This is a genomic window from Pararhodobacter aggregans (genome assembly GCF_003075525.1).
Lineage (GTDB): Bacteria > Pseudomonadota > Alphaproteobacteria > Rhodobacterales > Rhodobacteraceae > Pararhodobacter > Pararhodobacter aggregans.
Genome location: NZ_QDDR01000001.1, coordinates 768882 through 793080, shown reverse-complemented (window position 1 = coordinate 793080; position 24199 = coordinate 768882). Strand labels below are relative to the sequence as shown.

The window sequence follows — 24199 nt, the reverse complement described above, 5'->3', positions numbered from 1 at the left end:
CTCAGAAATCGGTGGGATCGGGCTCGCCCTCGGCCAGACGGGCCAGGGCGCGGGTCAGGGCGGAGAGTTCCTCGGGCGTGAGCTTGGCCGCGAAATGCGCCTGCAGGGCATCGCCCGCGCGCCGCGCCTCGGCCAGCACCGCCACCCCCCGGGGCGTCAGCGCCACGGCGGTCTGCCGCCCGTCCTCGCCCCCGGCGGCGGCGCGGGCGACGTAGCCCTTCGCCTCCAGCCCCCTGAGCAGCCGCGACATGGCAGGCCGGGTGATGCCGACATAAGCGGCAAGGTCCGAGGGCGTCACGACCCCCTCTTCCCCCACGCCCCCCAGCACGGCCGCGCCCAACCGCGTCAGCCCCGCGGGCAGCGCCGCCTCGTGGCGCGCCTGCATCAGCCGCGCCAGCCGCGAGACGCGGAACCCCAGCCTGCCATGCAACCGATAGCCGCCCATTCGGTCCTCTCCCTTGCCGCAAGACAAGCCGAAATGATTACCCATGTCAATCATCTCGACAAAAGAAAGGGGCCCGCAGGCCCCCATCTTTGTTCTGGAAATATCCACGGGGTTTCCAAAGGGGGGCGTGCCCCCCTTTGGGCGGGGGGCGCGGGGGGCGGCAGCCCCCCGCCCTTGGTCGCCCGAGGAACGAGGGCGAAAAGCCTCAGCCTTCGGTTACACCCTGATACCACCGAACGATCAACGCCCGCTCTTCCGGCTCCATCCAGCTCAGGTTCGCCGGTGGCATGGCGTGCGCCCGGCCCGATTGCAGATAGATCACCCGGGCCGCGCGGGCGACTTCGGCCTCGGTCTCCAGCCTGAGCCCGTGGGGCGCCCAGTTGATGCCGGGATAGGCCGGGTATTCGGCATGGCACATCGAACAGCGGCCGGTCACGGTGTCATAGACCTCGGGGAAATCCTCGGCCATGGCGAAGCGCTGGACCGAGGGGGGCAGCGCCGCGACCTCCTCGGGATCGCGCAGCGCCGGGGCCACGGACAGCCACATGATGACGATGAAGATCACCGCCGTCACCGCCCAGGTCCAGGTCGGATTGCCGGTGCGCGCGTGGTTCGAGTTGAAGTAATGCCGGATCGTCACCCCCATCAGGAACACCAGGGACGCGATGATCCAGGTGTATTCCGTGGCGAAGGCCAGCGGGTAATGGTTCGACAGCATCAGGAAGATCACCGGCAGCGTCAGGTAATTGTTGTGCGTCGAGCGCTGCTTGGCGATCTTGCCGTATTTCGGATCGGGCTTCCGGCCCGCTTTCAGGTCCGCCACCACGATCTTCTGGTTGGGGATGATGATCATGAAGACGTTGGCGGACATGATCGTCGCCGTCCAGGCGCCCAGATGGATCAGCGCCGCCCGCCCGGTGAAGACCGAGGTGTAGAAATAGCTCATCCCGACCAGCACGACGAAGAGCGCGATCATCACCAGCGTCTGGTTCGAGTTCACGAAGCGCTTGCAGATCTGGTCATAGACCAGCCAGCCGAAGGCCAAGGACGCCAGCGAGATCCCGATCGCCTGCCAAGGGGCCAGCGCCATCACCTCGGGGTCGATCAGGTAGAATTCCGAGCCGAGGTAATAGACCAGCACCATCAGGGTGAAGCCCGACAGCCAGGTCATGTAGCTTTCCCATTTGAACCAGACCAGATGCTCGGGCATCCGCTCGGGCGCCACCAGATACTTCTGGATATGGTAGAAGCCGCCGCCGTGGACCTGCCATTCCTCGCCATCGGCGGGGCCGGGGATGTTGCGGTTCAGCCCCAGATCCAGCGCGATGAAATAGAAGGACGAGCCGATCCAGGCCATGGCCGTGACGACATGCAGCCAGCGCACGGCGAATTCGGCCCAGGCACCGATGATGGCGAGTTCGAACATCCTACTCTCCCCGTTGTTTGGGCCAAGGCTATACCCCGCCCCGTCTTTCTGTTAGTCCAACAAATCTCTGAGGACTTTCAAGCGGGGCCTGAAAGTGTCCTATGTCAACATGATCCGCATGTTCGTGCGTGTCTACGAATTGGGCAGCATGTCCGCTGCGGCGCGCGATCAGCGAACCTCGCCTGCGGTCGCCTCGGGGCGGATTTCCGAGCTGGAGAAGCATCTGGGCGTGCGGCTGTTCAACCGCACCACCCGCAAGCTGCAACCGACCGAGAACGGGCGGATCTTCTACGAGGGCGCGCTGGGCATCCTGCACGCCATCGAGGATGCCGAATCCGCCGTGGCCGACGCCACGCAGAACCCGCGGGGGGTGTTGTTCGTGGGGGCGCCGCTGGGCGTGGGGCGCCGGTTCCTCGGGCCCTTTGTCCCCGATTTCAAGGCGGCCTATCCGCTGATCGACCTGCGGCTGCGCCTCTCGGACCGGATCATCGACGTCACCGCCGAGGGGCTCGATGTGGTGCTGCATCTCGGCCGGCTCGAGGACAGCGCGCTGAAGATGCGGGTGATCGCCGAATGCCCGCGCATCCTGTGCGCCGCACCCGCCTATGTCGCGCGGCGCGGCATGCCGCAGGACGGCGCGGCGCTGATCCGCGAGCGGCATGATTGCCTGAACCTGCGCTATCCCGGGGCCAAGGAATTCCAATGGGCGCTGCAAACCCCGGCGGGCGTTCAGAAATTCGACATTTCCGGGCCTTACGAATCGGATGACGGCGATGTGCTGACCGATTGGGCGCTGGCGGGTCACGGCATCGTGTTGAAACCGCTCTTCGAGGTGGGCGCTTACCTTCGCACGGGTCAGCTGGTGCCGGTGGCCATCGCCACGCCGCCCCTGCCCGTGACGCTGAGCCTGCTGACCCCGCACCGGCGGCTTCGCGATCCCAAGGTGCGGCTCTTTGCCGATTTCATCGTCGGGCGGATCCGCACCGACATGGCGGCGCAGGTGCAGGGGCTCGACCTGCCCGAGATCGAGGTGCGACCGAAGGATGCCCAGCCCCAGCGACAGCCGGACCCCGATCCGACCTGAGGAGATCTGCGTCATCGCCAACCCCAAATCCGGCCGCAACAGCCGCGACAAGGCGGCCATCGACCGCGCCATGGCGGTGCTGGGCCCGGGTGCCCGCCTGCGCCGCTGGTCGGCCGAGAGCGGGCTGGAGGATGAGGTCAGGCAGGCGGTGGCCGAGGGCTACAGGATCATCGTCGCCGCCGGGGGCGACGGCACCGTCACCGGCGTGGCGCAGGCCCTGATCGGCACCGGCGTGCCGATGGGCGTGCTGCCCCTCGGCACCTTCAACTATTTCGCCCGCGGCCTCGGCCTGCCGCAAGAGCCCGAGGCCGCGGCCCGCGCCATCCTCAATGGCAGCCCGCACCGCATCTCGGTCGGCGTGGTCAACGGGCAGGTATTCCTCAACAACGCCTCGCTCGGCCTTTATCCGAAAGCGCTGCGCGAACGCGAGACCGCCTACAAGCGCTGGGGTCGGTCGCGGCTGATGGCGCATGTGGCGCTCTTGCGCACGCTCTACCGCTTCCAGCGCCCGCACCGGCTGACCATCGAGACCGACGACGGCGCCCGCATGGAGATCCGCACGCCCTTGGTCTTTGCCGCGCGCTCGGCCTATCAGGTCGATTACTTCGGCCTCGACGGGCGGGAGGCGATCAGCGCCGACCAGTTCGCGGTCTATATCGCCCGCGACGGCTCGCGCTGGCACCTGTTCCGCATGGCGCTGCGGCTGGCCACCGGCAGCATGAAGGCCGGGCGCGACATCGACCTGATCACGCCGCGCCAGATGCGCATCGCCACCCGGGCCAGCCAGCCCTATGTCGCCTATGACGGCGAGAAACGCCGGATGCCCGCGCCGCTGGAATTCAAGATCCTCGACGATGCGCTGGCGATCATCCGGCCCGACCCCGCGGACCGGATCGCCGCATGACGCGGATCGTCCATCTGTCCGACCTGCATTTCGGCGCCCATGAACCGGCGCTGATCGCGCCGCTGATCGACGCGGTGGGCCGCGCCCGCCCCGACCTGACGGTGATCTCGGGCGATTTCGCCCAGCGCGGCACCCGCCCGCAATGGCAGCAGGCCGAGGGTTTTCTGAACGCCCTGCCCGGCCCCCTGCTGTCGATCCCCGGCAATCACGACATCCCGCATTACAACCCGCTCCTGCGCGCCTTCGCCCCCTATGGCCGCTTTCGCCGCGCCACCGGCGGACCGGACGAGCCCGTCTGGCGCAATTCCCGCGCGGTGGTGGCCGGGCTCAACACCGCCGACCGCTGGCAATGGATGCGCGGCAAGGTCAGCCCGCCGCATATCGACGGCCTGCGCCGCGCCTATGAGGGCGCCGCCCACCGCACCCGCATCGCCGTCATGCATCACCCTCTGGAACATGCCGCGGTGACGGTCGATCCGCTGATGCGCGGCGCCCGGGACCTGATGCAGGCGCTGCCCGGGATGGGGGTGCGGATGGTGCTCTCGGGCCATATCCATGTCAGCCACATCGCGCCCTTCCGCGACGATCCCGGCATCCTCTTCGTGCAGAACGGCACCTCGCTCTCGACCCGGCGGCGGGGCGAGGCGAATGTCTTCCTGACCCTGGATCTGGAGGGGCCGAGCCTGCGCGTCACCCGCCACTACGCCACCCCCCGCGGCTTTGTCGCCACCGCGCCCGAAAGCTGGTGTCTGGAGGACGGCCTCTGGCTGCAGCCCGGGCACCAGCCGATGCGGGCTCAGCTGCCGCGATAGGTCGAATAGCCGTAGGGCGACAGCAGCAGCGGCACGTGGTAATGCGCCCCCACGTCGCTCATGCCGAAACGGATCGGGATCTGGTCCAGAAACAGCGGCTCCGCCCCGCCCTGTCCGGTCGCCCTGAGGTAATCGCCCGCGAAGAACACCAGTTCATAGGTCCCGGTCCTGAACCTGTCCTGCGGCAGGATCGGACTGTCGGTGCGCCCGTCGGCGTTGGTCACCGTCTCGGCGATCTTCTTGTGCGAATTGCCGCTGACCCGGTAGAGCGCGATGGTCACGCCCTCGGCCGGCAGCCCGCGGGCGGTGTCGAGGACATGGGTGGTCAGATAACCCGGCATGGCGCGCTCCTGTTCATGGTCCCGGCCATTCTGCCCAAGCGGCGCGCAAAGGCCAGCCCGCCCGCGCCGCAAAGGTCTTTTCGGGATAATTTGATAAACGCGCCGATTTTTTGGGCTACCCTGAAGATGGAATGAGACCTGCCGAGGATCCTGTCGTGACCGAGCCCCCCCGTTATCCCCGCGACATGATCGGCTACGGCCCCCGCGCGCCCCAGGTCGCCTGGCCGGGCGGGGCGCGGGTGGCCATCTCGCTGGTGCTGAACTACGAGGAGGGCGGCGAAAACAGCGTCCTGCATGGCGACGCCCAGTCCGAGGCGTTCCTCTCCGACATCGCCGGGGCCCAGCCCTGGCCGGGTCAGCGCCACTGGAACATGGATTCGATCTATGAATACGGCGCCCGCGCCGGGTTCTGGCGCCTGCACCGGCTTTTTACCCGCCGCGACCTGCCGGTGACGATCTATGGCGTGGCCAGCGCGCTGGCCCGCAGCCCCGAACAGGTCAAGGCGATGAAGACCGCGCGCTGGGACATCGCCAGCCACGGGCTGAAATGGGTCGAGCACAAGGACATGCCCGAGGAGGTCGAACGCGCCCAGATCGCCGAGGCGATCCGCCTCCACACCGAAGTGGTGGGCGAGCCGCCGCGCGGCTGGTACACCGGCCGCTGTTCGGTCAACACCGTTCGGCTCACGGCCGAGACCGGGGCACTCGACTGGATTTCCGACACCTATGACGACGACCTGCCCTATTGGCTGGAGGCGGGCGAGCGCGACCAGCTGGTCATCCCCTATACGCTGGAAGCCAATGACATGCGCTTCGCCACCGCGCCCGGCTGGGTCACGGGGCAGGATTTCGGCCAATACCTGATCGACAGTTTCGAGACGCTCCATGCCGAGGGCGGGCGCATGGTCTCCATCGGGCTGCATTGCCGCCTGATCGGGCGGCCGGGGAAACTGGCCGGGCTGATCCGCTTTCTGGATCATGTGGCGGCCAGGGGCGGCGCCTGGTTCGCCACCCGCAGCCAGATCGCCGATTTCTGGGCTGCGCAATACCCGCCGCGGCGCTATCCGCGCCCCTCGCGCATGGACCGCGAGACTTTCGTGCAGCGTTACGGCTCGATCTTCGAGCATTCCCCCTGGATCGCCGAACGCGCCTATCAGCTGGAGCTGGGCCCGGCTCATGACACGGCCGTAGGCCTGCACAACGCACTGGCCCGCATGTTCCGCTCCGCCACGCCCGAGGAACGGCTCGGCGTGCTGCGCGCCCACCCCGACCTTGCCGGCAAGCTGGCGCAGGCCAGACGCCTCACCGCGGAATCGACGCAGGAGCAGACCAGCGCCGGGCTCGATGCGCTGACCGATCAGGAACGCACCACCTTCCAGACCCTGAACGGCGCCTATGTCGCCAAGCACGGCTTCCCCTTCATCATCGCCGTGCGGGACAACACCAAGGCCTCGATCCTCGCTGCGTTCGAGACCCGCATCGCCAATGATACCGCGACCGAATTCGCCACCGCCTGCCGTCAGGTCGAGCGGATCGCCGAAATCCGCCTGATGGACCTTCTGCCATGAGCACCTATGCCGGGCCCGCCGACGGCCTGCCCCCCCAGACCCAGATCCACACCGGCCGCGCCGTCTTCACCGAGGCCTATGCGGTGATCCCGCGCGGCGTGATGCGCGATATCGTCACCTCCTACCTGCCGGGCTGGGACAAGGCGCATGCCTGGATCATCGCCCGGCCGATGTCGGGCTTTTCCGAGACCTTCACCCAATACATCCTGACGCTCGATCCCGAGGGCGGCAGCCAGGGTCAGGGCGAGCCCGAGGCCGAGGTTCAGGGCGTCCTCTTCGTCACCGAGGGCCGCCCGGTCCTGACGCTCGAGGGCGAGGAGCACGCGCTGGCGCCGGGCGGCTACGCTTATCTCCCCGCGGGGTCCCGCTGGAGCCTGAAGAACCCGCAGACCACGCCCGCGACGCTGCACTGGGTCCGCAAGATCTGGGAACCGGCGCCGGGGATCGAGAAGCCGCCCGCCTTCGTCACCAACGAACAGCACCATGCCCCCGCCTCGATGCCCGGCACCAAGGGCGACTGGGCCACGACCCGCTTCGTCGATCCGCGCGATCTGCGCCACGACATGCATGTGAACATCGTCACCTTCCAGCCGGGCGGCCTCATCCCCTTCGAGGAAACCCATGTCATGGAACACGGGCTCTACGTGCTGGAGGGCAAGGCGGTCTACAAGCTGAACCGCGATTGGGTCGAGGTCGAGGCGGGCGATTTCATGTGGCTGCGCGCCTATTGCCCGCAGGCCTGCTACGCCGGCGGCCCCGGCCCCTTCCGCTATCTCCTCTACAAGGACGTGAACCGCCATCCCCGCCTGCGCGGCCCCTGGTCGAGGCCCTGAGCCCCGCCCCTTCATTCTGCTGACAATACGCCACGGGGGTCCGGGGGTGTGAAACCCCCGGCTTCTCTGCCCAGGAGCCGCCCGATGCCTCAGACCATCCGCCTCCAGCCCCTGACCGCCCCGGCCTTCGCCCCGTTCGGCGACGTGCTGGAGGCGCGTGGCGCGCCCGACAAGATCATCAACCAGGGCCTCTGCGGCCGCTTCCATGACCGCGCGGCGCTCGATTTCGGACCGGAGGGACGGGCCGGGATCTCGGTCTTCAACGCCGAGCCGCGCGCCCTGCCCTACCGTCTGGAGATGGTCGAGCGTCACCCCGAGGGCAGTCAGGCCTTCCTGCCGCTGCACCAGCAGCCCTTTCTGGTCATCGTCGCGCCCGACGCGGGCGGGCGGCCCGGCCAGCCGCTGGCCTTCCTGACCGATGGCGCGCAGGGGATCAACCTGCACCGGGGCACCTGGCACGGGGTGCTGACGCCGCTGGCCGCGCCCGGGCTTTTCGCCGTGGTCGACCGGATCGGCCCCACGCCCAACCTTCAGGAGCATTGGTTCGACACGGCCCATACCGTGACGGAGTAACGCGCCTCAATCCAGACCGGGGCCAACCCGGCGACGACCTAACCGGACCGCTTCCCCGGGGGAGGGCGCGGAGACGGCGCGAAAAATCACATCTCCCCCCGGGAAAGGACAGATCATGACCGCCAGCAGCAGCATCGGCACGCCCGAACAATTGCGCGACCCCAACTATACCCCACCGCTCGGCGTGGCCGTACCGCTGGGCATCCAGCATGTGCTGGCCATGTTCGTGGCCAATGTGACCCCGGCGATCATCGTCTGCGGCGCGGCGGGGATCGGCTTCGGCTCGGATCAGGGGGCGCTGGGCTTTCCCGACATGACCTACATGATCCAGATGTCGATGCTGTTCGCCGGCATCGCCACGCTGTTCCAGACCATCGGCTTCGGCCCGGTCGGCGCGCGGCTGCCGATCGTGCAGGGCACCTCCTTCGCTTTCATCCCGGTCATGATCCCGGCCGTGGCAGGCGCGGGCACCGCCGGGCTAGCGGGCCTGCTGACCGGGGTCTTCATCGGCGGGATCTTCCATTTCCTGCTCGGCACGGTGATCGGCAAGATCCGGTTCGCCCTGCCGCCCCTGGTCACCGGGCTGATCGTGCTGATGATCGGCCTCGCGCTGGTGCGGGTCGGCATCCAGTATGCCGCGGGCGGGGTGCCGCTGATGGGGACCGAGAATTTCGGCACGCTGTCGAAATGGACGCCGGCGCTGGTGGTGATCGCCGTCACGCTGGCCATCAAGTTCTTCGCCCGGGGCTTTGCCGCCGTCGCCGCCGTGCTGATCGGCATCATCGCCGGCTACCTGGTGGCGCTGGCCATGGGGCAGGTCAGCTTCGCGCCGATGGACCGGGCGGGCTGGTTCACCGTGCCCTCGCCCTTCCACTGGGGTTTCCGCTTCGACTGGGCCATCGTCATCGGCATGTGCTTCATGGCGGTCGTCTCGGCCATCGAGACGGTGGGCGACACCTCAGGGATCACCAAGGGCGGCGCGGGACGCGAGGCCACCGACAAGGAGATCCAGGGCGCGACTTTTGCCGACGGCCTCGGCACGGCGCTGGCGGGGGTCTTCGGCGGCCTGCCCAACACCTCGTTCAGCCAGAACGTCGGCCTCGTCGCCATGACCGGCGTCATGAGCCGCCATGTGGTGACCTTCGGCGCGCTGTTCCTGATCCTCTGCGGGCTGGTGCCCAAGGTCGGCGCCTTCATCAACACCGTGCCGATCAACGTGCTGGGCGGCGGGGTCATCGTCATGTTCGGCATGGTCTGCGCCTCGGGCATCTCGATGCTGTCGGACGTCCACTGGAACCGGCGCAACATGGTGATCTTCGCCGTGGCGCTGTCCGTCAGCCTCGGCCTGCAGCTGGAGCCCTCGGCGCTGCAGCACCTGCCGCGCACGGCGCAGATCCTGCTGACCTCGGGCCTTCTGCCCGCGGCGCTGATCGCGGTGGTGCTGAACCTGCTGCTGCCCGAGCATCTGACCGAGGAATCGACCGAGGAAGTCTCGGGCGGGCTCGCCGGTCAGAAGGGCTGATCCAACGGGGGCCCCGCCGGGCCCCCGTTTCGCCAAGGGAAAAGACGATGCCACAGATCCTGATCCGCAACGCCGAGGTGGTGGTGACGATGGACGGCGCGCGGCGCGAGCTGGCGGGCGCCTCGATCCTGATCGAGAGCGGCGCCATCAGCGCCCTCGGCCCCGGTCTGACCGCCCCGGGGGCCGAGGTGATCGACGCCTCGGGCTGCGTCGTCACCCCGGGGCTGGTGAACACCCACCACCACCTCTATCAGTCGCTGACCCGCGCCGTGCCGGGCGGGCAGGACGCGCTGCTCTTCGGCTGGCTGAAGACGCTCTATCCGATCTGGGCCCGCTACCGGCCCGAGGACATGCAGGTCTCCACCCAGCTGGGGCTGGCGGAACTGGCGCTGTCCGGCTGCACGATGTCCTCGGACCACCTCTATCTCTACCCCAACGGCTCGCGGCTTGATGACACGATCCACGCCGCCCGGGCGCTGGGGCTGAGGTTCCACGCCACCCGCGGCGCCATGTCGATCGGCGAGTCCAAGGGCGGCCTGCCCCCGGATTCGCTGGTCGAGGACGAGGCGGCGATCCTCGACGATTGCATCCGCGTGGTGGACGCCTTCCACGACCCCTCGCCACAGGCCATGACCCGCGTCGGCCTCGCCCCCTGCTCGCCCTTCTCGGTCAGCCGCGAGTTGATGCGCGACGCGGCGCTGCTGGCGCGGGACAAGGGCGTCATGCTGCACACCCATCTGGCCGAGAATGACGAGGATATCGCCTATTCGTTGGCCCAGTTCGGCTGCCGCCCGGGCCAGTATGCCGAGGAACTGGGCTGGACCGGCGCCGATGTCTGGCACGCGCATTGCGTGAAACTGGACGCCGCCGAGATCGCGCTCTTTGCCCATACCAAAACCGGCGTCGCCCATTGTCCCTGCTCGAACTGCCGCCTCGGCTCGGGCATCGCCCCGGTGCGGGCGATGCGGGACGCGGGCGTGACGGTCGGGCTGGGCGTCGACGGATCGGCCTCGAACGACGCGGGCGACCTGATCGGCGAGGCGCGGCAATTGATGCTGTTGCAGCGGGTGGCGAACGGCGCCGACGCCATGGCCGCGCGCGAGGCATTGGAGATCGCCACGCTGGGCGGTGCCTCGGTGCTGGGGCGGGCGGCGGAACTGGGCTCGCTGGAGCCCGGCAAACGCGCCGACATCGCCATCTGGGACCTGCGCGCCCTGCAGGCTGCGGGGTCCTGGGACCCGGTCGCGGCGCTGGTCCTCTGCGGCCCGCACCGCGTGCGCCACCTGCTGGTTGAAGGTCGTCAGATAGTCCGCGACGGGCAATTGGTCACGCTGGACGAACAGGCGCTGGCCGAAAGCGCCCGCCGCGCCACCGCCCGGCTGATGGCCTGAGCCTCAGCCCAGCGCCTCGGTCGCCACCAGCTTGATGCGCTCGACCATCGCCCTGAGGCCGTTCGAGCGCTGGGACGACAGATGCTCGTCCAGCCCCAGCCGCTTCAGCGCGCCCGCCGCATCGACGCCCGGCACCTCGGCCAGCGGCCGCCCGGCGTAAAGCGCGTGCAGCACCGCAATCAGCCCGCTGACGATCATCGCGTCCGAGGCACCGAGGAAGTCGAAGCGCCCGTCCTCGATCTGCGGAAACAGCCAGACCTGGCTGGCGCAGCCGTTCACCTTGTTCGCGGGCACCTTCAACGCCTCGGGCATCGGCGGCAGATCGCGGCCCAGCTCGATCACATGGCGATAGCGGTCCTCCCAATCGTCGAGGAACTCGAAAGTCTCGGCGATCTCGTCAAACTCTGCCTGGGCCATGGCGCGTCTTCCCCTTGCTGCGGGTCCAGACCTAGGCCCCGGCGCGGCAAAGGTCCAGTCCCGCCCTTTTCAACCCCCCGCCTTTGCGCTAGGCCAAGGGCGCCCGCCCCGCCTGTCCCGCATGGAGAGACCCGATGAAAGCGCCGCTGACCATCCTGCTTGTCGCCACGCTCGCCGTTTCCGGCTGCGGCGGCTTCCGCGAGTCGCGCATGAACCCGCGCAACTGGTTCGGCAGTTCCAGCGAGGACACGCGCCCGGAACTGGGTCCGGTCAGCGACGTGATCGACGGCCGCCCGCTGGTGCCCGCGGTGACGGCGATGACCATCGAGAGCACCTCCTCCGGCGCCATCGTCCGGGCCGAGGCGCTGATGCCCTCGGACGGCTGGTGGGACGCGCAGCTGCTGCCCGAGAATTTCGGCCGCCCGGTCGGCGGCGTGCTGACCTTCCGCTTCGTCGCCGCCGCGCCCTCGGCGCCCGTCTCAGGCCCGAATACCGAGGCCACGCGCACCATCACCGCCGTCGCGGCGCTGACCCAGGCGCAGCTGGAAACCGCCTCGGAGATCGTCGTGGTCGGCGAAACCAATTCCCGCCGCTCGCGCCGCTGAGGCGCGCTGCAAACGGGACGCCCGGGGCCGCCCTCGCGGCCCCTTTTTCATGACCCCGCCCCCTAGAGGCCGCCATGAAAAAAGGCGCGCAGCCTCCTCGCCGCGCGCCCTCCCGTCTACGCCCGGGGCGTAGGGTGCGTGCTCGCACGCACCGTTTTCCGCACTCAGTTCCGCGACTTGTCGACCATCTTGCCCTTCGAGATCCAGGGCATCATGGCGCGCAGCTTCTCGCCGACCTGCTCGATCTGATGCTCGTCGTTCAGACGACGGGTCGCCTTGAAGAACGGCTGGCCGACGGCGTTTTCCTGCATGAAGTCACGCACGAACTTGCCGGTCTGGATGTCGGTCAGCACGGCTTTCATGCGGGCCTTGGTCTCGTCGTAGGGCAGGATGCGCGGGCCCGAGACATACTCGCCGTATTCGGCGGTGTTCGAGATCGAGTAGTTCATGTTGGCGATGCCGCCTTCGTAGATCAGGTCCACGATCAGCTTCACCTCGTGCAGGCACTCGAAATAGGCCATCTCGGGCTCGTAACCCGCCTCGACCAGCGTCTCGAAGCCCATGCGGATCAGCTCGACCAGACCGCCGCACAGCACCGCCTGCTCGCCGAAGAGGTCGGTTTCGCATTCCTGACGGAAATTGGTCTCGATGATCCCCGAACGCCCGCCCCCGATGGCCGAGCAATAGCTCAGGCCCAGTTCCATGGCGCGGCCGGTCGCGTCCTGATGCACGGCCACGAGGCAAGGCACGCCGCCGCCCTTGACGTATTCGCCGCGCACGGTGTGGCCCGGGCCCTTCGGCGCCATCATGATGACGTCGACGCCGGCTTTCGGCTCGATCAGGCCGAAGTGGACGTTCAGGCCATGGGCGAAGGCGATCGCCGCGCCTTCGCGCAGGTTGTCATGGACGTATTTCTTGTAGGTCGCGGCCTGCAGCTCGTCGGGCATGGTGAACATGATGAGGTCGGCCCAGGCGGCAGCCTCGGCGATGCCCATGACCTTCAGGCCCTCTTTCTCGCATTTCGCGGCCGAGGCCGAACCCTCGCGCAGCGCCACGACGACGTTCTTCGCGCCCGAATCGCGCAGGTTCAGCGCATGGGCATGGCCCTGGGACCCGTAGCCGAGGATGGCCACTTTCTTGTCCTTGATCAGGTTGATGTCGCAGTCGCGGTCGTAATACACGCGCATCGGGGCGCTCCTTTGTTCGTTGGTGGGGGCATCATAGGCGGTTTGGCGGGAATTCCATTGCAATCTCCCGCATTTTTGGCGCAAACCTGTCATGCATCATTCGCAGATCTTGGTATTTTCGGGGTTTTCATGTCCGTCGATGACACCGACCGCCGCCTGTTGCGCCAGTATCAGGCCGATCCCGGCCTGCCGCTGGCCGAACTGGCCCGCCGCGCCACGATGACCGAGGCGACGGCCTCGCGCCGCCTCGACCGGCTGCGCGCGCGCGGCATCCTCAAGGGCGTCGGCGCGGTGATCGACTGGCGCCGCCTCGGCTGGGAGGTCGAGGTCTCGCTCAGGATCACGCTCGACAAGACCGACCCGCGCGCCTTCGACGAATTCATCGCCGCCGCCCGGCACGTGCCCGAGGTGCTGGAGATCCAGACTTTCCTCGGCCGGGTCGACGTGCGCCTCAACGTCATCGCCCGCGACATGGCCCATTACCAGGAGGTCTACCGCACCCGCCTCCTCACCCTCCCCCATATCGCCGATCTGGAGGCGCTGATGCACGTGGCCGAAATCAAGCGCGGCGAGGCGCTGCCGCTGTGATCGCCCCCGAGCCCGCCAGCACGCCCCGGCCCCCTCGCGCGCACCCCATGGGGGGCGGCGCCCTGACGGCGGCTCCGGCCAGGACGGCGCCACACGGGGACGCGCGGCCGGGCGCTGCCCCCGCGACCAGCGCCGCACCGGTTTGGCTCTCGGCCGGCAATGCGCCGCCCGCCGCCCCATCCCACCGCCCCCCCAGACACCGCTGGGGCACCGACACTGACGACGGCACAGTGCGCGGCACCGGCTTTGGCCTCGCTGCGTCGGCCGGGACCGGCACCACGCCCCTCCCGCAGAACGCCCGGGTCCCCCCCACTGCCCGCCCCCGCCGGACCACAGACGGCGGCCTCCCCGCCGCCCTGCCCCGCACCCTTCTTTGCCCGCCCAATATCCCGGAGGGCCCGGGGGGCAGCGCCCCCCGCCCCGCCCCGGGCGCAGGCCAAGCCGCCAAGGGCGCCTCTCTCGCCCGCCCCTTCTTTGCGCCCCAAATATCCCGGGGGGTCCGGGGGGCAGCGCCCCCCGGCCGGTCGCCCGAGGAGACCGCGCCGCGGGCGCGGGGGACGAGGGCGAAACCCCTCCCCCGGGGCCGCCGATGATCGCCCTCGACGAGACCGACCGCGCGATCCTGCGGGCGCTGGCCGAGGATGCCACGCAAAGCGCCGGTGCCCTGGGGCGCAAGCTCGGGCTCAGCCAGCCCGCCGCCTGGCGGCGTATCCGGCGCCTGACGGACGAGGGCGCGATTGCCGGGCGCCGGTTGATCCTCGATCAGGCGCCGCTGGGTTTCGGCGTCACCGTCTTTCTCGGCGTCAGCCTCGCCGCCAAGGGCCGGGTCAGCCTCGAGGATTTCGAACGCGCCGTCTCGGCCATCCCCGAGGTGCAGACGGTCCAGCACGTCCTCGGGCTCTATGATTACCGGCTGCGGGTGGTGGCGCGGGATCTGGCGGATTTCGAGCGGGTGCTCCGGCGGCGGATCATGACCCTGCCCGGGATCGGCGCGGTCGATGCCAATGTACTCCTCAGCGAGGAACGCCTGCCGGGGCCGTTGTAACGGCGGTGCGTGCGAGCACGCACCCTACCGGGGCGGCAACGGTGGGACGAAATCCCACCCTACAGGGCGCCCGCCGGGTGCGCGCGCCTCGCCGCTGCCCCTGCGCAGGCCGGGGTCGGATCCCGCCGCCCTACGCAGGAGGATCTCGCCCGGCCCCTCGCGCACCGGGCGTGTCACGGAGACCCGGCGCGATGCACGGCGGTCCTCCCGGGCCCCGTAGGGTGCGTGCTCGCACGCACCGGACCAGGCCCCGTAGGTTTGCTTCGCAACCCACCCCGCGGGACGCCGCTCAATAGGGCTCGATCAGCCGGTTGAGGTAATCCCGCTCGGCCTCGGGACGTTCGCGTTCGGCCTGGCGGCGGCGGATCTCGTCCATCAGCTCGCGCGCCCGCTCCCGCGGATCCTCGCCCGGCACGACCGAGCCGAAATCCCCGCTCTGCGCCGAGGGCCCCATCTCGCGGCCCAGAGGATCGCGGCCCGAGCCCTGGGCCTGCGCCTGATCCGGGTCGCCCTCGGAGCCCGCGCGCTCGCGCCGGTCGGCGTCCATCGCGTCGCGGAATTCGCGCAGCCCCTCGCGCAGGGCATCCAGCGCCTCGGCCTGCCGCTGCAACGCGCCGCGCATGTCGCCCTGTTCGAGCGACTCGGCCGCCTGATCCATGGCGCGGTTGGCCTCTTCCAGCGCCTGCAGACCGGCCTCGCCCTCGTCGGTGCCCTCGCCCGGCAGATCGCCCAGCTGCTGCTGGCGCAGCCGCTCGCGCAATTCGCGCTGCCGCTCGGCCAGCTCGCGCATCGCCTGCTCATCATCCTTGCCGGCTTCGCCCTGCTGGCCCTGCTGTTGCTGGCCCTGTTGCTGGCCTTGCTGCGGTTGACCGTCCTGAGGCTGGCCGCCTTGGCCGAATTGCTCCTGCAATTGCTCGAAGGTCTCGTCGGCGAGGCCCTGCTGCTCGCCCAACGTGTCGCCCAGACCCTCCATCGCCTCGCCGCCCGGCATGGGCTCGCCACCCTCGCCGCGGGTCATCTGCAAATTGTCGAGCAGCGCGTTCAGCTGCGCCATCATCTCGGCGGCGTCCTCCATCCGGCCCTCTTCCATGGCCTGCTGGATCGCGTCCATCATCTCCTGGATCTGGCTCTGGCTGACGCGCTCGCCCTCCTGCCGCTCGCCCTGATCGCGCTGGTCGGCCTGCGGGTCCTCGGCATCGGGGGCCTGTTCGGCCAGCATCGCCATGTAATCGCGGGTGGCCTCGCGCAGCTCGTCCATCAGGTCCTGGATCTCGGACGGGTCGGCGCCGCGCTCCATCGCCTCGGCCAGCCGGTCGCGGGCACGTTGCAGCCGGTCGCGGGCATTGGCCAGCTCGCCTTCCTCCATCAACAGCGCCAGATCCCAGAGCCGCTGCGCCAGATCATCGCGCGCCTCGGGCGTGAAGGTCCCGGCATCGAGCCGCGTCTCGATGAAATTGACCGCGCCGCGGATCAGGACCGGCGCGTTCTCGTAATGGAAAGCGCCTTCCGAGCGATGCAGCATGGCCCGCATCAGCATCGCCGCGCGCCGACCATTCACCGCGTTCCACAGCACGTCGCGCCTGAGTTCGATCAGCGCCTTGGCCGCGGGTTCGAAGAACCGCCGCCCGGGCAGGATCGCCGCCTCGGCCGGGCTCTCGCCCGCCTGCCCCGCCGCATCGACCGCGCGCAGCACGACCTGCACCGGCAGGTTGGCCCAGGGGTGTTGCGAGAGGTCCTCGCGCAGGGTCTCGGTCAGCGACATGCGGTCGCCCGACATCGGCATCGGCAGCGCCAGCAGCAAGGGTGCGCGCGCCTCGGGATCGACCGAAAGGCCGTAGCGGCGGTCGATGGCCTCCAGATCGAGGGTGATGACCGCCTCGCCACGCAGCACGCCGTAATCGTCGCTGGCGGTGAAGGGCAGTTCGGCCACCCCGCCCCGGGCGCGTTCCATCGGCCCCATCGGCAGGATCTCGGGGAGCATGTCGGCGGCCACGGCGACGTCCCAGCGGCGGCCGTTCGGCCCCTCGATGGCGATCTCGCCGCTGCGGCGGGCGTCGAATTCCAGCGCCTGCCCGGTCTCGTCGGCCTGCACGCCATCGGCGAGCGACTGCTCCAGCGTCAGCGCGCCGGGCGGTCCGTAGAAGCGCAGCACGACGCGGCTGCCCTGCGGCACCTCGAAACTCTCGCGGTCGATTTCATTGAGGTAGAGGCCCGGCCGCCCGGTATAGGCGGGCGGCACGATCCAGCCTTCCCAGCTGGGTCCGATGGCGGCCCCGGCGGCGCCTGGCATGCCCGCCAGCGGCCCCTGCTGGCCCGGCACGGCGAAAAGCACCGCCACCGCCGCAGCGGTCAGCGCGACAAGGCGCACCGCATAGGGGTCGCGGCGGGCCAGTTGCGGATCGGGGCGGACAGCCCTCGCCTTGGCCGCCTGCGCCTGCATCCGGGCGCGGTGCGCCTGCCAGAGCGCGGCCGAGGCGGGATCGGTCGCGCCCAGCGCCTGCGTATCGGTCAGCGCGGCCAGCGGCCGGCCGGTCAGCGTGCGGTCAAGCCGCGCCATCGCCTCGGCCCGGGACGGCCAGCGGAAGCGCCAGAGGCCCAGCGCCAGCGTGACCAGCATCGCCAGCCCGAAGGCCCCCGCGACCCAGAGCGCGGCATCGCCCGGCAACCGGGTGTGCAGGTCAAAGGCCCAGAGGGTGGCGGCGATCAGCGCCAGCGACAGCGGCAGCCACAGCGCCCGGGCGACCCGTTCCGCCACCATCCCCGCGCGTGTGAGCCACAGCGCGCGCGAAGCGGGGGCGAGCGGGTCCTTGGGGTCCGCCATGGAAATCCTCTTCTACAGCCAGGCCGGGATGGTATCGCGGGCGATCATCTCGTCATAGGTCGGGCGGGGGCGGATAACGGCGAAATGATCGCCCGAGACCAGCACCTCGGGCACCAAGGGGCGGGAGTTGTATTCGGAGGACATGACCGCGCCGTAGGCGCCCGCCGAGCGGAAACCGACCAGCTCGCCTGCCTGCACCAGCGGCATGGCGCGCTGCTTGGCGAAGGTGTCGCCCGATTCGCAGATCGGCCCGACCACATCCACCGCCACCTGCGGCTCGCCCGCCGGCGGTTCGACCAACGGCACGATATCGTGGTGCGAGCCGTACATCGCCGGGCGCACCAGATCGTTCATCGCCGCGTCGATGATGAGGAATTCGCGTTCCTCGGCCTTCTTGCGGTAGATCACCTGCGAGACCAGCATCCCGGCATTGCCGGAAATCAGCCGGCCCGGCTCGATCTCGATCTCGCAGCCCAGATCGCCCAGCACCCGCTTGACCATGGCGCCATATTCCACCGGCAGGGGCGGGGCTTCGTTGCCGCGGGTATAGGGGATGCCGAGGCCCCCGCCGAGGTCCAGCCGCTCGATCGTATGGCCGTCGGCGCGCAGCTCTTCAACGAGGGCGCGCATCTTGGTATAGGCGGCCTCGAAGGGGGCAAGGTCGGTCAACTGGCTGCCGATATGCATGTCGACACCGATCACCCTGATCCCCGGCAGCGCGGCGGCCCGGGCGTAGATCTCCCGCGCGCGGGAGATCGGCACGCCGAACTTGTCCTCCTTGCGGCCGGTCGAGATCTTCTCATGCGTCTTGGCGTCGACGTCAGGGTTGACCCTGAGCGTGATCGGCGCCGCGACCCCCATGGCGGAGGCGACGGCGCTCAGCGCTTCCAGTTCGGGTTCGGATTCGACGTTGAACTGGCGGATGCCGCCCTCCAGCGCCATGCGCATCTCGGCCGGCGTCTTGCCGACGCCGGAAAAGACGATGCGCTCGCCCGGCACGCCCGCGGCCCTGGCCCGCAGGTATTCGCCGATGGAGACGACATCCATCCCGGCGCCCAGATCGCCCAGCAGTTTCAGGACGGCGACGTTCGAGTTCGACTTGACCGCGAAGCAGACGAGCGACGGCAGCGGCTCCAGCGCTTCCTTGAACAGCAGGAAGTGGCGGCTCAGCGTCGCGGCGGAATAGCAGTAAAACGGCGTGCCCACCGCGGCGGCAATGTCGGACATTGCGACGTCTTCGGCGTGCAGATGCCCGTTACGATAGAGAAAATGGTCCACGAAGGCCCCCGGAATGCGCGCGCGGCGCTGTCAGAAAGTCAATCCTGCCTGCGCAGGTACAGATACAGCGGCAAGCCGCAGCTCACGCCGATACAGAAGGTCGCCGGGATCGCCCAGAGCCCCCGCCAGTGCCGGGTCCGGGCGCCCTCGACGACGATCCAGAGCGTCAGCACCACGGCCGAGATGGTCAGGTCCCAGACCAGACCCGAGGTCGCGGCATTGGCGTGCCAGGCCCCGATCATGCCGGAGAGGGTGAAGCCGTGCTCGCCGAACCAGTCGAGGAACCACGACATCGGATGCACCGCGCCCCAGAGCGCCAGCAGCAGCCAGACCGGCCTCACGATCCTTCGGCCCAGAAGGCCCGCAGATCCATGCCACCCGGGGCCGAGGGCGGATCCCCTGCCCCGCAACCCGCCAAGGCCAGCAAAGCCGCCCAGAGAAGGTGTTTCATGCCAGCGCCTCCTTCCAGCGCGCGACCTGCGCCTCGACATTCGAGGGGGCCGTCCCGCCATAGGAAACCCGAGACCGCACCGAATTGTCGACCCCCAGCACGGAATAGACTTCCTGGGTGATGCCCGGATGCCCGGTCTGCATCTCGGCCAGCGTCAGGTCGGGCAGGTCGCAACCCTTCTTCTCGGCCAGCGCCACCAGCGAGCCGGTGACATGATGCGCGTCGCGGAACGGCAGGTTCAGGCTGCGCACCAGCCAGTCGGCCAGATCCGTCGCGGTCGAAAAACCGGACGAGGCCGCCGCCGCCAGAACCTCGCGGTTGGCGTTCATGTCCTTGACCATGCCCTCCATCGCGGCGAGGCCCAGCATCAAGTTGTCGGCGGCGTCGAAGACCTGTTCCTTGTCCTCCTGCATGTCCTTGGAATAGGTCAGCGGCAGGCCCTTCATCACCATGAACAGTGCGACGGTCGCGCCGAGGATCCTCCCGACCTTGGCGCGCAGAAGTTCCGCCGCATCGGGGTTCTTCTTCTGCGGCATGATGCTGGAGCCGGTGGTGAAGCTGTCGGACAGCCGCACGAAGCGGAATTGCGCGGAAGACCAGATCACCAGCTCTTCCGCAAAGCGGCTCAGATGCATGGCGCAGATCGACGAAGCCGACAGGAATTCCAGCGCGAAATCGCGGTCCGAGGTGCTGTCGAGCGAGTTCGCCGTCGGCCGGTCGAAGCCAAGCGCCGCGGCGGTCATGTGCCGGTCGATGGGGAACGAGGTCCCGGCCAGCGCCGCGGCACCCAGCGGGCATTCGTTCATCCGCTTGCGGGCGTCATGAAAGCGCGATTTGTCCCGCGCCAGCATCTCGACATAGGCCAGCATGTGGTGGCCCCAGGTGACGGGCTGCGCGGTCTGCAGATGGGTGAAGCCCGGCATCACCCAGGCGGCCCCGGCCTCGGCCTGTTTCAGGAAAGCGCGCATCAGCCGGTCGATCCCGGCAATCGCCGCGTCGCATTGGTCGCGCACCCAGAGGCGGAAATCGACCGCCACCTGATCGTTGCGCGAGCGCGCGGTGTGCAGCCGCCCGGCCGGTTCGCCGATGATCTCCTTGAGGCGGGATTCCACATTCATGTGAATGTCTTCCAGCGCGGTCTTGAACTGGAAATTCCCGGCCTCGATCTCGTCCTTGACCTGCTGCAGGCCCGCGTCGATGGCGGCGTGGTCCGCCTTGGTGATGATCCCGGTCGCGGCCAGCATCGCCGCATGGGCGCGCGATCCGGCGATGTCCTGCGCGTAGAGGCGTTTGTCGAAGCCGATCGAGGCGTTGATCGCCTCCATGATCGCATCCACCCCACCGGCGAACCGGCCGCCCCACATGCTGTTCGCGCTGTCGCTCATCCTGACCCCCTGTCGCCTTGCGGCGCCGGTATACGCCCGGCCTCCCCGGCGTGCAATCAGCGCCGCGATTCACCGGGCGTTAACGAATTTCGCGTCTAAGTAGAAAAAACCCTCAGGAGGGAGTCTCCGAATGTCCACGCCCCAGAACCAAGCCCTGCCCGAAGACGGCTACGACAGCCCGCTTTCCGTGGCCGACCGGATGCGCCAGCAGGAGACGATCGACATGGTGCGCCGGGCGCTGGACGAAAAGCGCGCGATGCTGGCCTATCAGCCGGTGGTGCAGGCCCGCATGACCAACCGCGCCGCCTTCTACGAGGCCTATATCCGCATCCTCGACGACAAGGGCCGGGTGATCCCCGCGCGTGACTTCATGGGCGCGGTGGAGACCCACGAAATCGGCCGCCGCATCGACTGTCTGGCGCTGGAACTGGGCCTCGCCGCGCTGGCGAAGGAACATTCGATCCGCCTCAGCGTCAACATGTCGGCGCGCTCCATCGGCTATCCGCAATGGCTGGCGACGCTGGAACGCGGGCTGCGCGCCGATCCGACCATCGCCGAACGCCTGATCCTGGAGATCACCGAAGGCTCGGCCATGCTGATGCCCGATCTGGTGACGGTCTTCATGGCCGACATGCAGTCGCGCGGCATCTGTTTCGCGCTCGACGATTTCGGCGCGGGCTATACCGCCTTCCGGTATCTGAAGGATTTCTATTTCGACATCATCAAGATCGACGGCCAGTTCATCCGCGGCATCGCCCATGACCCGGACAATCAGGTGCTGGCCGCGGCGCTGGTCTCCATCGCCCGGCATTTCGACATGTTCACCGTCGCCGAATCGGTCGAGAACGAGGAAGACGCGCGCTACCTCATCGACATCGGCTTCGACTGCCTGCAGGGCTATTTCTACGGCATCCCCTCGACCGAGGCGCCGTGGCTGACCTCGCGTCTGAGCAAGCTGGCCTGACCGGGCGGGCGGGTCTCGTGCCGGGGGCGCTACCGGCCGCGATACCGGCGGCGCTAACGCCGTGAATTAGGGCAGAACGCCTGCCTTTTCCGCACTGCGGCATTGATTTGAGGGGGCGCCGGGCATAAACCTACGCGCAGTCTCGCGGCCTGGCGGTCGCGCCAAACGCGAAGGGAGCCTCCATGACCAACGTCGTTATCGTCTCTGCCGGCCGAACCGCAGTCGGTTCGTTCAACGGCAGCTTCGCCAATACGCCCGCCCATGAACTGGGCGCCGCGGTCATCGAAGCGGTCGTTGCCCGCGCCGGGATCGACAAGGCGGAGGTGTCGGAAACCATCCTCGGCCAGGTGCTGACCGCGGGCCAGGGCCAGAACCCGGCCCGCCAGGCGGCGATCCTCGCCGGTCTGCCGCAGGAGGCCTCGGCCTGGGGCATCAACCAGGTCTGCGGCTCGGGCCTGCGCGCCGTGGCGCTGGGCGCCCAGCACGTCCAGCTTGGTGACGCGGCCATCGTCATCGCCGGCGGTCAGGAAAACATGTCGCTCAGCCCCCATGTCGCGCATCTGCGCGCCGGCACCAAGATGGGCGACATGAAGTTCATCGATTCGATGATCAAGGACGGGCTCTGGGACGCCTTCAACGGCTACCACATGGGCCAGACGGCCGAGAATGTCGCGCAGAAGTGGCAGATCAGCCGCGAGATGCAGGATGAATTCGCCGTCGCCAGCCAGAACAAGGCCGAGGCCGCGCAGAAGGCCGGGAAATTCGCCGACGAGGTGATCCCCTTCACCATCAAGACCCGCAAGGGCGATATCGTGGTCGATTCCGATGAATACATCCGCCACGGCGCCACGATCGAGGCCATGCAGAAGCTGAAGCCCGCCTTCACCAAGGACGGCTCGGTCACCGCTGCCAACGCCTCGGGGCTCAACGACGGTGCCGCTGCCGTCATGCTGATGTCGGAAGCCGAAGCCGCCCGCCGCGGGCTGACGCCGCTGGCGCGCATCGCCTCCTACGCCACCGCGGGCCTCGACCCGGCGATCATGGGCGTGGGCCCGATCTTCGCCTCGCGCAAGGCGCTGGAGAAAGCCGGCTGGAACGCCGCCGACCTGGACCTCGTCGAAGCCAACGAAGCCTTCGCCGCCCAGGCCTGCGCAGTCAACAAGGACATGGGCTGGAACCCCGAGGTGGTGAACGTCAACGGCGGCGCCATCGCCATCGGCCACCCGATCGGCGCCTCGGGCGCGCGGATCCTCAACACGCTGATCTTCGAGATGCAGCGCCGCGGCGCCAAGAAGGGCCTCGCCACGCTGTGCATCGGCGGCGGCATGGGCGTTGCCATGTGCATCGAGCGCTAAGGCGCCTGAATCTCGCAAGGAATTGCCAGGGGCGGGCGCAACTTTGTTGCGCCCGCCCTTTCATTTCGATAATAGAATTACAACGCCAATACCCAGGAGGAAAATATGGGACGGGTTGCACTGGTTACGGGTGGGTCGCGCGGTATCGGCGCTGCGATTTCGGTCGCATTGAAGAACGCGGGCTACACCGTCGCCGCCAATTACGCCGGCAATGACGAGGCGGCGGCCAAGTTCACCGCCGAGACCGGCATCAAGACCTACAAGTGGAACGTCGCCGATTACGACGCCTCGAAAGCCGGGATCGCCCAGGTCGAGGCCGATCTGGGCCCGGTCGATGTGGTGATCGCCAATGCCGGCATCACCCGCGACGCGCCCTTCCACAAGATGACCCCCGATCAGTGGAAGCAGGTCATCGACACCAACCTGACCGGCGTCTTCAACACCGTCCATCCGCTCTGACCCGGGATGCGCGAGCGCAAGTTCGGCCGCGTGGTCGTCATCAGCTCGATCAACGGGCAGAAGGGCCAGTTCGGCCAGGTGAACTATGCCGCGACCAAGGCCGGCGATCTGGGCATCGTCAAGTCGCTGGCCCAGGAAGGCGCGCGCTTCGGCATCACCGCCAACGCGGTCTGCCCGGGCTATATCGCCACGGAAATGGTGATGGCGGTTCCGGAAAAGGTGCGCGAATCGATCATCGCCGGGATCCCGGCGGGCCGTCTGGGCGAGCCCGAGGAAATCGCCCGCTGCGTGGCCTTCCTCATCTCGGATGACGCGGGCTTCGTCAACGGCTCGACCATCAGCGCCAACGGCGCGCAATTCTTCGTCTGATCCCTTCCGGGGGCGGAACGACAGGGCGGGGCCTCGGCCCCGCCCTGTGCGTTTCAGCGCGACAGGCCGGTGCAGCAGCCGGGCGCTGCCGGACCCCGAGGCCGCGGGCGCGGTGGCGGCAGGGGCATGTCGCCCTGCAGGACCACATCACCGCTGGAATTGCCGGGGCCCGTGGGCTGGCCCAGCGCCGGCCCGCCCAGCGCGAGCAGCAACGCAAGGAGGAGGGGCGCGTGGATCATCACGCCCCTCCCCGGCGGTTCGGAGAGTGCGGCGCCCCGCGCGACGCTCGATTGTGGAAGACCGGCACTCATCGGCTTGTCCTTTCCCAAAGGGTACGCTTTTCTGTCGTGCCGGGTCGGGTCCCGGTTCAATCGGG

General features: G+C 68.7%; 23 protein-coding genes and 1 pseudogene. 14 read left to right on the top strand and 10 right to left on the bottom strand.

Translation table 11 applies throughout. From position 1 onward, the window contains the following. Window position 1: 1 nt before the first annotated feature. Window positions 2–445, bottom strand: coding sequence for a MarR family winged helix-turn-helix transcriptional regulator (locus tag DDE23_RS03895; protein WP_157957964.1), 444 nt, complete (start codon window positions 443–445; stop codon window positions 2–4). A gap of 205 nt (window positions 446–650) precedes the next feature. Beyond that, window positions 651–1871, bottom strand: coding sequence for a urate hydroxylase PuuD (locus DDE23_RS03890; RefSeq protein WP_107750052.1), 1221 nt, complete (start codon window positions 1869–1871; stop codon window positions 651–653). A 94-nt stretch (window positions 1872–1965) separates the two neighbouring features. Here DDE23_RS03890 and DDE23_RS03885 point away from each other — a divergent pair, with 94 nt between their 5' ends. Genes DDE23_RS03885 through DDE23_RS03875 form a run of 3 tightly spaced genes read left to right on the top strand, consistent with a single transcriptional unit; the run spans window position 1966 to window position 4671 of the window. Continuing rightward, window positions 1966–2955, top strand: coding sequence for a LysR family transcriptional regulator (locus DDE23_RS03885; protein ID WP_107750051.1), 990 nt, complete (start codon window positions 1966–1968; stop codon window positions 2953–2955). Continuing rightward, a complete protein-coding gene (locus DDE23_RS03880; RefSeq protein WP_107750050.1) occupies window positions 2915–3859 on the top strand; it encodes a diacylglycerol/lipid kinase family protein in 945 nt (314 codons plus the stop codon). Before DDE23_RS03885 ends, DDE23_RS03880 begins: the two co-directional genes overlap by 41 nt. Beyond that, window positions 3856–4671, top strand: coding sequence for a metallophosphoesterase family protein (locus DDE23_RS03875; protein ID WP_107750049.1), 816 nt, complete (start codon window positions 3856–3858; stop codon window positions 4669–4671). The genes DDE23_RS03880 and DDE23_RS03875 overlap by 4 nt, the downstream gene beginning before the upstream one ends. On the opposite strand, the gene uraH is transcribed toward DDE23_RS03875, so the two are convergent. After that, on the bottom strand, window positions 4656–5012 hold the full coding sequence (uraH, locus tag DDE23_RS03870) for a hydroxyisourate hydrolase (RefSeq protein ID WP_107750048.1): 357 nt from the start codon (window positions 5010–5012) through the stop codon (window positions 4656–4658). The two genes, DDE23_RS03875 and uraH, sit on opposite strands and share 16 nt — an antisense overlap. 185 nt (window positions 5013–5197) lie before the next feature. On the opposite strand from uraH, the gene puuE reads away from it, so the two are divergent. The 5 genes from puuE (at window position 5198) to DDE23_RS03845 (ending at window position 10899) form a co-directional block, all read left to right on the top strand. Continuing rightward, window positions 5198–6580, top strand: a complete 1383-nt coding sequence (gene puuE, locus DDE23_RS03865; RefSeq protein ID WP_107750237.1) for an allantoinase PuuE — start codon at window positions 5198–5200, stop codon at window positions 6578–6580. Then, a complete protein-coding gene (locus DDE23_RS03860) occupies window positions 6577–7413 on the top strand; it encodes a bifunctional allantoicase/(S)-ureidoglycine aminohydrolase (RefSeq protein WP_107750047.1) in 837 nt (278 codons plus the stop codon). Before puuE ends, DDE23_RS03860 begins: the two co-directional genes overlap by 4 nt. 84 nt (window positions 7414–7497) lie before the next feature. After that, window positions 7498–7986 carry an ureidoglycolate lyase gene (locus DDE23_RS03855; protein ID WP_107750046.1) on the top strand — a complete coding sequence of 163 codons (489 nt, stop codon included), beginning with the start codon at window positions 7498–7500 and terminating at the stop codon, window positions 7984–7986. 115 nt (window positions 7987–8101) lie between these two features. Next, the gene (locus tag DDE23_RS03850; RefSeq protein WP_107750045.1) at window positions 8102–9508 is read left to right on the top strand and encodes a uracil-xanthine permease family protein; all 1407 of its coding nucleotides are present in this window, start codon (window positions 8102–8104) and stop codon (window positions 9506–9508) included. A gap of 47 nt (window positions 9509–9555) precedes the next feature. Next, complete coding sequence (locus tag DDE23_RS03845) at window positions 9556–10899, top strand: 8-oxoguanine deaminase (protein WP_107750044.1); 1344 nt, start codon at window positions 9556–9558, stop codon at window positions 10897–10899. A 3-nt stretch (window positions 10900–10902) separates the two neighbouring features. On the opposite strand, the gene DDE23_RS03840 is transcribed toward DDE23_RS03845, so the two are convergent. Further along, window positions 10903–11316, bottom strand: a complete 414-nt coding sequence (locus tag DDE23_RS03840) for a SufE family protein (RefSeq protein ID WP_107750043.1) — start codon at window positions 11314–11316, stop codon at window positions 10903–10905. Window positions 11317–11450: 134 nt separating this feature from the next. Here DDE23_RS03840 and DDE23_RS03835 point away from each other — a divergent pair, with 134 nt between their 5' ends. Further along, complete coding sequence (locus tag DDE23_RS03835; RefSeq protein WP_107750042.1) at window positions 11451–11921, top strand: hypothetical protein; 471 nt, start codon at window positions 11451–11453, stop codon at window positions 11919–11921. Window positions 11922–12085: 164 nt separating this feature from the next. Here DDE23_RS03835 and ilvC read toward each other — a convergent pair whose 3' ends face one another. Further along, the gene (gene ilvC / locus DDE23_RS03830) at window positions 12086–13108 is read right to left on the bottom strand and encodes a ketol-acid reductoisomerase (protein ID WP_107750041.1); all 1023 of its coding nucleotides are present in this window, start codon (window positions 13106–13108) and stop codon (window positions 12086–12088) included. Window positions 13109–13237: 129 nt separating this feature from the next. Between ilvC and DDE23_RS03825 the strand changes: the two genes are divergently transcribed. Together DDE23_RS03825 and DDE23_RS03820 are read left to right on the top strand one after the other, a co-directional pair. Beyond that, a complete protein-coding gene (locus DDE23_RS03825; RefSeq protein ID WP_107750040.1) occupies window positions 13238–13696 on the top strand; it encodes an Lrp/AsnC family transcriptional regulator in 459 nt (152 codons plus the stop codon). A 589-nt stretch (window positions 13697–14285) separates the two neighbouring features. Then, window positions 14286–14741: an Lrp/AsnC family transcriptional regulator gene (locus DDE23_RS03820; protein WP_107750039.1), complete on the top strand. Its 456-nt coding sequence runs from the start codon at window positions 14286–14288 to the stop codon at window positions 14739–14741. A gap of 289 nt (window positions 14742–15030) precedes the next feature. Here the strand turns inward: DDE23_RS03820 and DDE23_RS03815 are convergent, their stop codons facing one another. The 4 genes from DDE23_RS03815 to argH all read right to left on the bottom strand — a co-directional run bounded on the left by DDE23_RS03815 (window position 15031) and on the right by argH (window position 20676). Further along, window positions 15031–17562, bottom strand: coding sequence for a DUF4175 domain-containing protein (locus DDE23_RS03815; RefSeq protein ID WP_107750038.1), 2532 nt, complete (start codon window positions 17560–17562; stop codon window positions 15031–15033). Window positions 17563–17574: 12 nt separating this feature from the next. Further along, window positions 17575–18840 (bottom strand): diaminopimelate decarboxylase, encoded by a 1266-nt coding sequence (lysA, locus tag DDE23_RS03810; RefSeq protein ID WP_107750037.1) that lies wholly within the window; start codon window positions 18838–18840, stop codon window positions 17575–17577. Window positions 18841–18878: 38 nt separating this feature from the next. Next, complete coding sequence (locus tag DDE23_RS03805; RefSeq protein ID WP_107750036.1) at window positions 18879–19181, bottom strand: DUF2834 domain-containing protein; 303 nt, start codon at window positions 19179–19181, stop codon at window positions 18879–18881. A 106-nt stretch (window positions 19182–19287) separates the two neighbouring features. After that, window positions 19288–20676 carry an argininosuccinate lyase gene (gene argH / locus DDE23_RS03800; protein WP_107750035.1) on the bottom strand — a complete coding sequence of 463 codons (1389 nt, stop codon included), beginning with the start codon at window positions 20674–20676 and terminating at the stop codon, window positions 19288–19290. A 130-nt stretch (window positions 20677–20806) separates the two neighbouring features. Between argH and DDE23_RS03795 the strand changes: the two genes are divergently transcribed. The 3 genes and pseudogenes from DDE23_RS03795 to phbB all read left to right on the top strand — a co-directional run bounded on the left by DDE23_RS03795 (window position 20807) and on the right by phbB (window position 23823). Continuing rightward, window positions 20807–21640, top strand: coding sequence for an EAL domain-containing protein (locus DDE23_RS03795; protein ID WP_107750034.1), 834 nt, complete (start codon window positions 20807–20809; stop codon window positions 21638–21640). A gap of 182 nt (window positions 21641–21822) precedes the next feature. Continuing rightward, window positions 21823–22995 carry an acetyl-CoA C-acetyltransferase gene (locus tag DDE23_RS03790; protein ID WP_107750033.1) on the top strand — a complete coding sequence of 391 codons (1173 nt, stop codon included), beginning with the start codon at window positions 21823–21825 and terminating at the stop codon, window positions 22993–22995. Window positions 22996–23100: 105 nt separating this feature from the next. After that, a pseudogene (gene phbB, locus DDE23_RS03785) lies at window positions 23101–23823 on the top strand (acetoacetyl-CoA reductase). A gap of 53 nt (window positions 23824–23876) precedes the next feature. Here phbB and DDE23_RS24840 read toward each other — a convergent pair. Beyond that, the gene (locus DDE23_RS24840; RefSeq protein WP_133239516.1) at window positions 23877–24062 is read right to left on the bottom strand and encodes a hypothetical protein; all 186 of its coding nucleotides are present in this window, start codon (window positions 24060–24062) and stop codon (window positions 23877–23879) included. Window positions 24063–24199: the final 137 nt, after the last annotated feature.

Coding starts and splice junctions, on each gene's coding strand:
- uraH (WP_107750048.1), bottom strand. CDS start 5,012: ATGCCGGGTTATCTGACCACCCATGTCCTCGACACCGCCCGCGGGCTG.
- DDE23_RS03825 (WP_107750040.1), top strand. CDS start 13,238: ATGTCCGTCGATGACACCGACCGCCGCCTGTTGCGCCAGTATCAGGCC.
- DDE23_RS03835 (WP_107750042.1), top strand. CDS start 11,451: ATGAAAGCGCCGCTGACCATCCTGCTTGTCGCCACGCTCGCCGTTTCC.
- DDE23_RS03880 (WP_107750050.1), top strand. CDS start 2,915: ATGCCCAGCCCCAGCGACAGCCGGACCCCGATCCGACCTGAGGAGATC.
- puuE (WP_107750237.1), top strand. CDS start 5,198: ATGATCGGCTACGGCCCCCGCGCGCCCCAGGTCGCCTGGCCGGGCGGG.
- DDE23_RS03840 (WP_107750043.1), bottom strand. CDS start 11,316: ATGGCCCAGGCAGAGTTTGACGAGATCGCCGAGACTTTCGAGTTCCTC.
- DDE23_RS03860 (WP_107750047.1), top strand. CDS start 6,577: ATGAGCACCTATGCCGGGCCCGCCGACGGCCTGCCCCCCCAGACCCAG.
- DDE23_RS03890 (WP_107750052.1), bottom strand. CDS start 1,871: ATGTTCGAACTCGCCATCATCGGTGCCTGGGCCGAATTCGCCGTGCGC.
- DDE23_RS24840 (WP_133239516.1), bottom strand. CDS start 24,062: ATGATCCACGCGCCCCTCCTCCTTGCGTTGCTGCTCGCGCTGGGCGGG.
- DDE23_RS03850 (WP_107750045.1), top strand. CDS start 8,102: ATGACCGCCAGCAGCAGCATCGGCACGCCCGAACAATTGCGCGACCCC.
- DDE23_RS03895 (WP_157957964.1), bottom strand. CDS start 445: ATGGGCGGCTATCGGTTGCATGGCAGGCTGGGGTTCCGCGTCTCGCGG.
- DDE23_RS03820 (WP_107750039.1), top strand. CDS start 14,286: ATGATCGCCCTCGACGAGACCGACCGCGCGATCCTGCGGGCGCTGGCC.
- DDE23_RS03795 (WP_107750034.1), top strand. CDS start 20,807: ATGTCCACGCCCCAGAACCAAGCCCTGCCCGAAGACGGCTACGACAGC.
- DDE23_RS03875 (WP_107750049.1), top strand. CDS start 3,856: ATGACGCGGATCGTCCATCTGTCCGACCTGCATTTCGGCGCCCATGAA.
- DDE23_RS03790 (WP_107750033.1), top strand. CDS start 21,823: ATGACCAACGTCGTTATCGTCTCTGCCGGCCGAACCGCAGTCGGTTCG.
- ilvC (WP_107750041.1), bottom strand. CDS start 13,108: ATGCGCGTGTATTACGACCGCGACTGCGACATCAACCTGATCAAGGAC.
- argH (WP_107750035.1), bottom strand. CDS start 20,676: ATGAGCGACAGCGCGAACAGCATGTGGGGCGGCCGGTTCGCCGGTGGG.
- DDE23_RS03855 (WP_107750046.1), top strand. CDS start 7,498: ATGCCTCAGACCATCCGCCTCCAGCCCCTGACCGCCCCGGCCTTCGCC.
- DDE23_RS03815 (WP_107750038.1), bottom strand. CDS start 17,562: ATGGCGGACCCCAAGGACCCGCTCGCCCCCGCTTCGCGCGCGCTGTGG.
- DDE23_RS03845 (WP_107750044.1), top strand. CDS start 9,556: ATGCCACAGATCCTGATCCGCAACGCCGAGGTGGTGGTGACGATGGAC.